Genomic DNA, 10405 nt, shown 5'->3' on the forward strand with positions numbered 1-10405 from the left:
ACGCCGTAGAGGCTCGCCACATCGGTCACGTGATGGAGATGACGGGCGGCAAAATAGAGGGAAAGAACGGTGCGGCCTCGGTGCTCGGCATGAATCCCGCTACCTTGAGATACCGGATGCAAAAGCTCGGCATCCCATTCGGCCGGGCCAGAAAGAGAAGTTAATAACGGCCCTCTGAAATGGCTTCGCACTTAGCAATGATCTGCTCATCCGTAAAGTGCTGGAGGGAGATTGCTTTGGCCGGACACTCGGATGCGCAGAGGCCGCATCCCTGACACTTTGCGACTTCGATCTCTGCCGCACCTTCGACATTAATTGTGGGTACGTTGTACGGGCAGACCCGGACGCATGAGAGGCAGGCAGCACACTTCTCCTGGTCCACGACCGAGACCACCCCGCCCACCTGGATCGTCTCCCTGCTCAAGATGGTACATGCCCGAGATACCGCGGCGGAGGCCTGAGAGAGGCTCTCATCGATCAGCTTCGGAGAGTGGGCTATCCCGCAAAGGTAGATACCCTCAGAGGCGAAGTCGACAGGCCTAAGCTTCATGTGGGCTTCCAGAAAGAAGCCGTCGGTCGTCCTGGGGACTTTCAACGTAGCCGCGAGTTGCGCTGTATCGGCAGGCACCGTGGCAGTGGAAAGAACGAGAAGATCAGGGTGGAAAGAGACGGATTCCCGGAGAACAGGGTTGTAAGCTGTCAGTTCCAGGGCGCCATCGGCGGCTGATACCTGCGGTTTGCGCTTCTCTTCGTAGCGGACGAAACGGATCCCGGCACGGCGTGCACGGGCGTAATGCTCTTCCAGGAAACCGTACATACGCATGTCGCGATAAAGGATGATCACTCGAGTTTTGGGGCTGAGCGCCTTTATCGAGAGGGCGTTCTTTACCGCCTCTGCGCAGCAGACCCTGCTGCAGTAAGGGCGCTCCTCGTCGCGCGACCCCACGCACTGAACCATAACCACTTCTCTCAATTCTGACGGGTTTATTCCGCCTGTTGCCAGCCCTTTCTCCAAATCGAGCTGGGTCAAGACCCTTCTGTCTTCTCCGTAAAGGTATTCCCGGGGCTTCAGCTCATCGCCGCCCGTGGCCACGATGGTTACTCCGTGCTCCAGTTCGTGAACGGCTCCCGACCCCACAGTGAGGACAGTCTTAAAGTTACCCACATAGCCTGAAAAACTTGTGATGTCGGCATTGAGAAACACCTTGATACGCGGCTCGACCCGCACCCGATCTCTCAGCTCCTGCAGAAATTTCCGAACATCCTTGCCATCCACCGTCGTGTACAGGTGGCGCAGGTTGCCACCCAATTCTCCCTGCTTTTCCACCAAGAAGACCTCGAAACCCTCACTTGCCAGGCCCGTTGCCGCCGTCATGCCGGATAACCCTCCTCCAATGACCAAGGCCCGCCTGACGACGCCTTTGCTCTGTTTTTCCAGCGCACGCACGAGGCGCGCGTTGGCGACGGCCATGCGGAGCAACTGTCGGGCCTTTGACGTAGCATCCTCTTTCTGACTCATATGTACCCACGAGCATTGATCACGGATGTTGGCCATCTCGAAGAGGTAGCGGTTTAGACCCGCCTCACGGATAGTCTCCTGAAAGAGAGGCTCGTGGGTGCGGGGAGAGCACGAGGCTACTACCACCCGGTTGAGCCTGTGCTCCTCGACTGCCTTCTTGATCTTCACCTGTGTATCCTGAGAGCAGGTGTAAAGGTTCTCTTCCGCATAGACCACATCCGGAAGAGAGGCCGCGTACTCCCTGAGCCCTGGAACATCGACGACTCCGCCTATGTTGCTTCCGCAGCGGCAGACGAAAACACCGATCCTCGGTACCTCCCCCGACACGTTCCTCTCTTCCGGGTACTCCTTGAGAGCCACCATGGTTCCCCTGGCCCCGGAGAGCATCGCGGACGCCGCTCCTGCTGCGCCGCTCGCCTGGGCGACGGTTTCGGGGATGTCTTTCGGTCCCTGAAAAGCACCGCAGACGTAGATACCCGACCTTGAAGTAGAGAGCGGCGTGAAAGGATCGGTCTTTGCAAATCCATAGGGATTGAGGTCAATGCTCAGTTTTCTTGCCAGCTCCCTGGCCGACCTCGAAGGCGCCATGCCCACCGAGAGGACCACCATATCAAAGGTCTCTTCCCTCATCTCCCCTGACTCGTCAACGTAAGTAATCTGAAGGTTTTTCGTCCGAGGGTCTTCCACCACTCTGGAAATCATGCAGCGGACGTAACGGACACCCTGCTCGCCTCGTGCCCGCTCAAAGTACGCATCGAATCCTTTCCCATAGGCCCGCATATCTATGAAGAAGATGGTGGGCTCGATCTCCTTTTCATGTTCTTTCGCAATGATTGCTTCCTTTGTAGCGTACATGCAGCAGACTGCCGAGCAGTATGGGTGTTTGCTGTCACGGCTGCCCACACATTGGAGAAAGGCGATCTTCTTGGGCGTTTTTCTGTCGGAAGGGCGCTCGATATGTCCCATGGTCGGACCGGATGCAGAAAGGATGCGTTCGAACTGGAGTGCATTCAGAACATTGGGGTAACGCCCCAGGCCGTACTCTTGTGACAGGACGGCGTCATAGACCTCAAAACCCGGCGCCAGAATGATCGAGCCTGCTTTTACCTCTTCCAGCCGCTCCACCATGTCATGGTCAATCGCCTTCATGCCGCAAATGTAGTAACAGCTCAGGCACTCCGAACATACTCCGCATGCCAGACATCGGGCCGCCTCAGCCTGGGCTTCCTCATCGGTAAAGCCCAGGTTAACTTCATTAAACGAGCATTTCCGTTCCTCTACGGTACGGGCCTGCATGCGTACCCTGGGCGTAACGTGCACCTCGCCGTGGACGGCTCGCTCATTGATTTCCTCTTTTGTTAACTTGATGACGGGCAGTTCCGGTCTCAATGGGGGTTCCAGGTCCTCGCCCTGAAGATACCTGTGGATACTGGCCGCTGCCTTATGACCGGAGTCAACCGCCTCAATGACAAAAGCCGTTCCTCTCGTCACATCCCCAGCGGCAAACACGCCCGCACGGGTCGCTGCAAAGGTATTCGGATTGACGGCAATCGTTGCCTCACGGGTCAGGCCGACGCCGACGCTCTCGGGGATAAAACCAAGACCGGCACGCTGGCCCACGGAAAAGATCACGTTATCGCACGGTATAACATGCTCCGATCCTGCTACCGGCATGGGCCGGCGCCGGCCGCTTTCATCCGGCTCACCAAGCTCCATCCGGACCAATCGAATCCCGACCACACGGTTTTTCCCGTCGGCGAGGATCTCGACGGGGTTAGAAAGATAGTGAAACGTGACGCCTTCAGCCTGTGCGTGCTCGATCTCAAGAGGGTCAGCCGTCGCCTCATCGAGTGACCGGCGGTAATGGACGTGCACCTCTTTGCCCAGCCGGACAGCCGTACGGGCACAGTCCATAGCAACGTCCCCCGAGCCAATCACGATCACACGATCCCCCAGTTCCGGCGGGCGGCCCAGCCTCACGTCGCGCAGAAATACGGTATTGATAAGAACCCCATCCAGATCTGCTCCGGGGATGGGCAGCCTGATGCCCTCGTGCGCGCCCACGGCGATCAGGACCGCAGCGTAACCCTGCTTGAACAGATTGTCGAGGTTCGTTACGGGGCTGTTGAGTCGCAGGTCCACCCCCAGGTCCACAATGTCAGCCACCTCACGCTCGATGATCTCGTTTGGCAGCCGATACTCGGGTACGCCGACCCGCAGCATGCCGCCGGCCACCGGAAGTGCCTCAAACACGGTGACGGGATAACCGAACCGTACCAGATCCTGTGCTGCTGTCAAACCGCAGGGCCCGGCGCCGATAATAGCCACACGTTTGGTCTGAGTCGGTCTGATCGGCTGGACCGGCTGGCGCGGCTTCGAATAGACTTTGTCAGTGACAAAGCGTTTTAGCGCGCGGATGTCGAGCGCCTGGTCAAGGAGTGCCCTATTGCAGGCGTTTTCACAACGATGATTACAAATGCGCCCACAGATCCCCGGAAACGGGTTGTCTTCCTTGATCACACGGAGTGCATCCTCATAACGGTTTTCCCGGATAAGGGCGATGTAACCCTGCGCCCGCTGGCCCGACGGGCAGGCGTTACGACACGGAGCAATCCCCTTTTTTTCGATAGCATACGCATTGGGGACGGCCTGCGGGTAAAGCTTGTAGGCGGCTCGCTGCCTTGCCATCCCCTCGTCAAATCGGCCGGGGATGACCACGGGACAGACCTGCGCGCACTCAGTGCATCCCGTACACTTAGCCACGTCGATATAGCGCGGTTTGTGACGGAGCGTGACGGTGAAATCGCCAGCCTTCCCCTCTACCTTGACCACTTCAGTATCCGTCATCAACTCAATGTTGAGGTGACGGCCGGTTTCGACCAGCTTGGGACTGATGATGCACATAGAACAGTCGTTCGTGGGAAACGTCTTGTCGAGCTGGGCCATCCGCCCGCCGATGGCCGTGCCCTCTTCGGTGAGGTATACTTTGAAGCCGGAGTTGGCCAGGTCTAAAGCGGCCTGCATCCCCCCTACGCCGCCACCCACCACCAGCACTGCCCCGACCTTCCCGCTGTCCCCTTGCTCCTCACTCTTTTTCATTTGATCTACCCCGGACGAGACCCTTTGAAGCAAGAAGCTTCCTCGGGTCCACGAAATGGCGCTTGAACCACTTGTCCGCATCCCTGTGGCCCAGGGCCAGGCCGATCAGTTCGGTGAAATAGAATATGGGTAGTTCGTAATGGTTGCCTGACTCGCGGGAAATCTCCTCCTGCCTGGAATCGAGGTTCGACTGGCAAAGCGGACATGCAACGACCATGGCCTCTGCGCCGGCCTCGATCGCCTTTTCGAAAAGCTTACCCGTCAAACGCATAACAATATCGGTTCTCGTGAGGGATAGACTGCCGCCGCAGCAATCCGTTTTGTACGACCAGGGGATCGGCTCCGCCCCCATAAGCTCGATCAGCCTGTCCATCTCCTCCGGATGCTCGTACTGCTTTACTCCGGTGACATCCGGAGGCCTGACGAGCAGACAGCCATAGTAACAGACAACCTTCAGCCCCGTGAGGGGCCGTTTTACAAGCTCTTGCAGCCTAACGGAAAGGCCTGAGAGAAAGAGGAATTCCATTGGATTGAGAACCCGGAAACCGCTATCTCTTCCTCTATCCCCTGATATCTTTCTCTCCGCCGCTTTGAGACGGCTGTAGCAAGCCGCACAGGGAACGATGAGGTCCATCCCCTGAGTTCCAGCAATGGTCAGGTTGCGGGCGGCCAGGTTGAGGGCCAGGGCTTCATCTGTGGCATGGGCTGAACTGGCGCCGCAGCAGCTCCAATCGGGAAGCTCGACCAGTTCGACTCCCAGAAGCCTCGCAACAGCTCTGGCTGATTCGTCGTATTCTAACGCCGTCCCGTGCAGGGCGCAGCCCGGGTAGTAGGAAGCCTTCATGGCCTCCTCCTTTCTTATGGTCCGGGACCCGTGAAGAGCCCGGCAACCTCTTTCTTTCGCTTGATGTTTGAAGGGAAGATTCTCAGTTTCCCCCTTGTGAACATTCTCCAGCCGAGCTTCATATCGTCAAAGTACCTGCGGGTCTTCATTTTGTAATGGGCCATCATGGAAAGTTCGTGCACCCGACCATGGGTGCGGACCGAGTCGAGAAAAGCAGCATGAAAAAAGGAAACCCCTTTTTCGGCCACAGGTACGTTCTCCTTGAGCGCAGTCCGCCGGAGCCAGTCCATCACCCCCGCAATGTCAATCTCATTGGGACAGCGGGTGCTGCATGTATAGCAAGAGGCGCAGATCCATATGGTGTTACAGGCCAACAACCTGTCTTTCATGCCCAGAGAGACCATCTGTATGACCTGGTTGGGCTTGTAATCCATTGCAAAAGCCACCGGGCATCCGGCTGAGCACTTCTGACACTGGAAACAGTCCTGAACGTTGGCGATCTCCGCCAAAGAGGAGAAGTCGGGAGGAGAACCGGATGGCAGTATGCTGCTGATATCGGACACGGGACAAGCCTCCTTCCTATAGCTTTACGGCATCCAGATACTTGGAAATCTTGTCTTCTGCTCCAAAAGGGACGATGTGTATGCCGTGGCACGTGCTCCTGAGACCCTTTATCAACTCGGTAAATATCTCAACGCTTACCTTTTCCTTGTCAGGGGCTTTGAGGAGCCGTTGGATCATTTTGCCCGGCACGAGATTGGGTCGGATATATTTGTTGAGGAGATGACCCATCCCCGCCGACCTGATAAGGATTACCTCAGCAATAATGGGAATGCCGAAGGGCCTTACCCTCTCCACGAACTGGGAAAAATCGTCGAGATCAAAGACGGGTGTTGTGATGAAGTATCTGGTCCCCAACTGGACCATGTGTTCCATCTCTCTTAGCTCGAGATCGGGCACTCGCTTCCCCCACGACGAATCGATACCTGCGCCGACGGCAAACTCTATGCTTTTGTTGAGGGGATTTCCTTTGACATCATGGCCTTCTCTCAGGGAGTCCAAAACTGAGAAGAGTTTTGCCGAGTCAACGTGGAAAAACATCATCTCGTTCAAGCCGTCACCGGTCAACCGGTAATCGCGGGTGAAGGTCAGGAGGTTTTGGATTCCTGCGTCAGAGGCCTTGATAAGCTGACCCTGGAGATCTATCCTGTTCTTTTCCCTCGTCGTTGTCTCGAGCAAGGGATCGTAACCGCTCAACCTGAGCGCGTTACAAACGTTAACGGAATCGCAGACGACGCCTTCGATTACCACCTCCGAAACGATAAGCCCGTCAACTCTTCCCTTTATCTTGTTCAGCGCCCCGACTACGGCGCCCGTATCGGTTTCAACTGATACCTGTACCTCTGATGTGACCACAAATCTGTCTTTATTTAAGCATTCTATAAAAGACATAGCAGCCCCCTATTTTAGATCCCGAGCAATTGCGCAATTTCCTTTCTAAGATCCGGCAGCGGCAAGGGCTTGGAAAAACACGCGTCGGCTCCATACCCCTTCATTACGTTGAAATTGTGTTCGTCCAGGTACGCTGAGAGAACAACGACCTTTATGTGCCTGGATTCCGGATTGCTTTTGATTCTTTTACACACCTCGTAGCCGTTAATGTCCGGCATCATAATATCGAGGATGAGAATATCCGGCTTAAAGTGGCTCACTTGCAAGCCTGCTTCGAATCCATCACCTGCAGATATCACTTCATAGCCGTGTTCATCTTCTTCGAGAGCCAGCACTATGCTCTCCACGATGATCTTGTCATCATCCACCACCAGTATCCTTTTGCGCGTGTCGGCCTTTTCTTCCTTTGGTATGGGCATGTGATGCTCCTCCATGAACCGGTAGAGTTCATCCCTTTGTATCCGACGATGACCCCCCAGCGTCTTGTATGCCTTTAGGTGGCCCGCGTCTGTCCAGTTTATGAGTGTTTTGAGAGATACCCCACAGATTTTGCTCGCCTCTGATATGGTCAGGATTTCCATGATAAACCCCAGTTTTGATTTTATAGTTTTTACTACTATTATAGATATTACAGCTTTTTCTCAATTTGTCAAGTGAAACTTGTGAAAATTGTGAAAATTTTTGATGATGACGTTTTTCGCCACATGGTATCATTCTTAAGAAGAGTACGAGGAGGAGCAACATGGGCCGCTTGCAACAGAAAAAAGAATTGGCGAGGGAGCCGCGGATAGAAGAACTCTGTGAAAAGCTTGAGAAGATTCTCGAAATGGGAGACGATGGGATCATCGTCACTGAAAAGACGGGCAGGGTCGAGTATGTGAACACCATAGCCTCGGTGATAACGGGGTTTTCCAAGGAAGAGCTGTACAGAGGCGGCATCGGGTTGTTCCTCTCGGAAGAGTCGCTGAATATCCTAGCGGACATGGAGAAGGAGATCAGCGGCGATGAGAGCAGGAAGGTCTGCACCGAGATGCACGTGATCCACAAGACGGGGAACCTAAAGGATTGCGAAGTCTGTATAGCGGTAGGGAAAATTAACGGAAGGCATAAGCTCTACATCTACATGCGGGACATTACCGTGCGAAAGCGGATGGAAGCACAGGTGCGGCTGACCGAGGAAAAATATAGGTACCTCTTCGAAAGCATCAGACATGGAGTCTACGTAAGCAGCAAAGAAGGCAAGTTTACAGACTGTAATCGGGCAATGGTGGAGATGCTCGGATACGAAAACAAGGAGCAAATCCTTGCCCTCGATCTCACCAGGGATGTCTATGAAAATCCTGAAGATAGAAGAAACTTTCAGAGAATCATAGAGAAAGAAGGATATGTAAAGGAATACGAGGTCACTTTCAAGAAGAAAAACGGCGAGACCATAACCATTCTCCTTACATCACAGACCAACAACAACGAACGAAATGAGGTAATCGGCTACCAGGGAATGATGATGGATATCACCGGGCGAAAGAAGATGGAAAAGGACTTGAGAGAAGTAAACCACTTCCTCAATAGGCTCATAGAGGCATCTCCCGACGGCATCATCGTTACGGATTCGAAGGGCGACATCATCATATATAACAAGGCAGCAGAGCAGCTCCTCGGCTACGGCAGGGACGAACTCATAGGGCGGGCGAACATCAAGGATCTCTATCCGAGGGGGCTGGCCAGGAAGATACGGGAGACGATGCTCGACGAAAAATCCGGCAAAAAGGGAATTTTGCCCCCGACCGAGCTCTATGTCAAGAACAAGGCCGGCGAGGTGATCGATATCAGTCTTTCGGCATCGATCATTTACGACGAGAAGGGCGACGAGCTGGCATCGATAGGCATCTTCAACGATCTGAGCGAGATGATCAGGGTGAAGAGAAAGCTCAAGGAGACCCAGGACCAGTTGTTCCAGGCAGAGAGGCTCGCGGCAATGGGAAGGCTCACATCGCAGATCGCTCACGAGCTGAATAACCCGCTCTACGGCATCATGAACACTCTGGAGTTGCTTAAGGCGGAAATACCGGAAGCGAGCAGGAGGCGGAGGCTCCTCGATATGTCGCTATCGGAGGTGGTCCGGCTTTCCGTCATGCTCAAGAACATGCTCACATTCTCGAGGCCCGAGGAAGAGGCGCGAAAAGAGATCGATATCAGCACCTTTCTGGAAAGCATCCTAATGCTCTTCGAGAAGCAGCTGTTGGAGTCAGACATAAAGCTGATTACGGCGTTCGACGAGACTGTCCCGGCAATCATGGTCTCGCCCGGACAGATGAGGCAGGTTTTCCTCAACATAATAAAGAACGGGGTGGAGGCGATGCCCCATGGGGGGACGCTCAGCGTGGCCACGAAGATAGAGGATAACCACCTGATGATCGTTGTCCGGGATACAGGGATGGGCATGGATGAGGAAGTCAAGGAAAAGATTTTTGACGCTTTTTTTACCACAAAGGAAGAGGTGAGAGGAGTGGGGCTCGGCCTGTCAGTCTGTTATGGCATCATACAGGATCACGGGGGTACCATAGACGTGGAAAGTGCGCCCGGTAAGGGGTCTACGTTCACTGTTCTTCTGCCGATAAAATAGGAAAAGTGGACGGTGGCCATGGCAATCAAGGGTCGTTATCCTTGCGCAAAACAGCCTCTGTTTGGTCTATCTCTGAAAAGAAGAATCCCCTCCGTCAACCTTTATCGATGGAGGGGATAGGCCCTTATCGGTTCGACTAATCAACCGATCAACGAATCATTGGCCTCAATTGACCTGCGGCCTGGGATAGAGGCCCGCTGCCTGCACCATTTCGGGGACCTTCTCTTCCCACTCGATGGCCATGAGGTGGACACCGGCGACACCTTTAATCGCCCGGACCCGCTGGATCGTCTCTACAGCGATCTTTATACCTTCTTCGGACACCTTTTCCTTGGCGACGCCTTTGAGGCGGTCTATCAACGGATCGGGCACGTCCATGCCGGGCACCGACGTCTTCATGTAGCGCGCCATGCCGATCGACTTGCAGGGCGTGATGCCTGCGAGAATATAAATCTTTTCGTGGACTCCCAGGTCGCGAACCATTTCCATCCACTTCTCGAACTTCTCGACATTGAAGATGCATTGCGTCTGGACGAACTGGGCCCCGGCGGCCGCTTTCTTCGCGAGTCTCATGGCCCTTATCTCGAAGGGGTCCGCAAAGGGGTTCTCGGCGCAACCGATGAACAGGTCAGGCCTGCCTTTCACCTCTTCGCCGCCCAGAAACTTCCCGTCGTCCCGCAAGCCTTTCACTGTCTGGATGAGCTGCATCGAATCGATATCATAGACGTTCTTTGCTGTGGGATGGTCGCCGAACTTCTGGTGGTCGCCGGAAAGGCACAAGAGGTTATTAATGCCGAGCGCCGCTGCCCCCAATAGGTCGCTCTGAATGGCTATCCTGTTTCTGTCCCTGCAGACCATCTGCATGATG

General features: G+C 54.8%; 8 protein-coding genes and 1 pseudogene. 2 read left to right on the forward strand and 7 right to left on the reverse strand.

Annotated features, from left to right (window positions below):
* Positions 1-164, forward strand: a 164-nt coding sequence (locus ABSG49_RS11800) for a helix-turn-helix domain-containing protein (protein ID WP_424026338.1), incomplete at its 5' end; no start/stop codon positions are given.
* Here ABSG49_RS11800 and ABSG49_RS11805 read toward each other — a convergent pair.
* The 6 genes and pseudogenes from ABSG49_RS11805 to ABSG49_RS11830 all read right to left on the reverse strand — a co-directional run bounded on the left by ABSG49_RS11805 (position 161) and on the right by ABSG49_RS11830 (position 7495).
* Positions 161-4207 (reverse strand): FAD-dependent oxidoreductase, encoded by a 4047-nt coding sequence (locus ABSG49_RS11805; RefSeq protein ID WP_424026339.1) that lies wholly within the window; start codon positions 4205-4207, stop codon positions 161-163. The two genes, ABSG49_RS11800 and ABSG49_RS11805, sit on opposite strands and share 4 nt — an antisense overlap.
* A gap of 117 nt (positions 4208-4324) precedes the next feature.
* Positions 4325-4699, reverse strand: a pseudogene (locus ABSG49_RS11810) (FAD-dependent oxidoreductase); the annotation flags it as partial.
* Positions 4605-5462, reverse strand: coding sequence for a CoB--CoM heterodisulfide reductase iron-sulfur subunit B family protein (locus tag ABSG49_RS11815; protein WP_424026332.1), 858 nt, complete (start codon positions 5460-5462; stop codon positions 4605-4607). The gene ABSG49_RS11815 and the pseudogene ABSG49_RS11810, both read right to left, overlap by 95 nt.
* 14 nt (positions 5463-5476) lie before the next feature.
* Positions 5477-6025 (reverse strand): 4Fe-4S dicluster domain-containing protein, encoded by a 549-nt coding sequence (locus tag ABSG49_RS11820; RefSeq protein ID WP_424026333.1) that lies wholly within the window; start codon positions 6023-6025, stop codon positions 5477-5479.
* 16 nt (positions 6026-6041) lie between these two features.
* Positions 6042-6878, reverse strand: coding sequence for a methylenetetrahydrofolate reductase (locus tag ABSG49_RS11825; RefSeq protein WP_424026334.1), 837 nt, complete (start codon positions 6876-6878; stop codon positions 6042-6044).
* A gap of 50 nt (positions 6879-6928) precedes the next feature.
* Entirely contained in the window at positions 6929-7495 is a 567-nt protein-coding gene (locus ABSG49_RS11830) for a response regulator (RefSeq protein WP_424026335.1), read from the reverse strand.
* Between the two features lie 161 nt (positions 7496-7656).
* Between ABSG49_RS11830 and ABSG49_RS11835 the strand changes: the two genes are divergently transcribed.
* Positions 7657-9537 carry a PAS domain-containing sensor histidine kinase gene (locus tag ABSG49_RS11835; protein WP_424026336.1) on the forward strand — a complete coding sequence of 627 codons (1881 nt, stop codon included), beginning with the start codon at positions 7657-7659 and terminating at the stop codon, positions 9535-9537.
* 165 nt (positions 9538-9702) lie between these two features.
* On the opposite strand, the gene ABSG49_RS11840 is transcribed toward ABSG49_RS11835, so the two are convergent.
* Positions 9703-10405 (reverse strand): methylenetetrahydrofolate reductase (locus ABSG49_RS11840; protein ID WP_424026337.1); only part of this gene is annotated, 703 nt, incomplete at its 5' end.

The sequence above is a fragment of the Methanoregula sp. genome, from assembly GCF_049510175.1.
Lineage (GTDB): Archaea > Halobacteriota > Methanomicrobia > Methanomicrobiales > Methanospirillaceae > Methanoregula.

What these genes read in the sequence shown, in the direction of transcription:
- ABSG49_RS11830 (WP_424026335.1), bottom strand. Translation starts at nt 7,495, where the DNA reads ATGGAAATCCTGACCATATCAGAGGCGAGCAAAATCTGTGGGGTATCT.
- ABSG49_RS11805 (WP_424026339.1), bottom strand. Translation starts at nt 4,207, where the DNA reads ATGGCAAGGCAGCGAGCCGCCTACAAGCTTTACCCGCAGGCCGTCCCC.
- ABSG49_RS11835 (WP_424026336.1), top strand. Translation starts at nt 7,657, where the DNA reads ATGGGCCGCTTGCAACAGAAAAAAGAATTGGCGAGGGAGCCGCGGATA.
- ABSG49_RS11815 (WP_424026332.1), bottom strand. Translation starts at nt 5,462, where the DNA reads ATGAAGGCTTCCTACTACCCGGGCTGCGCCCTGCACGGGACGGCGTTA.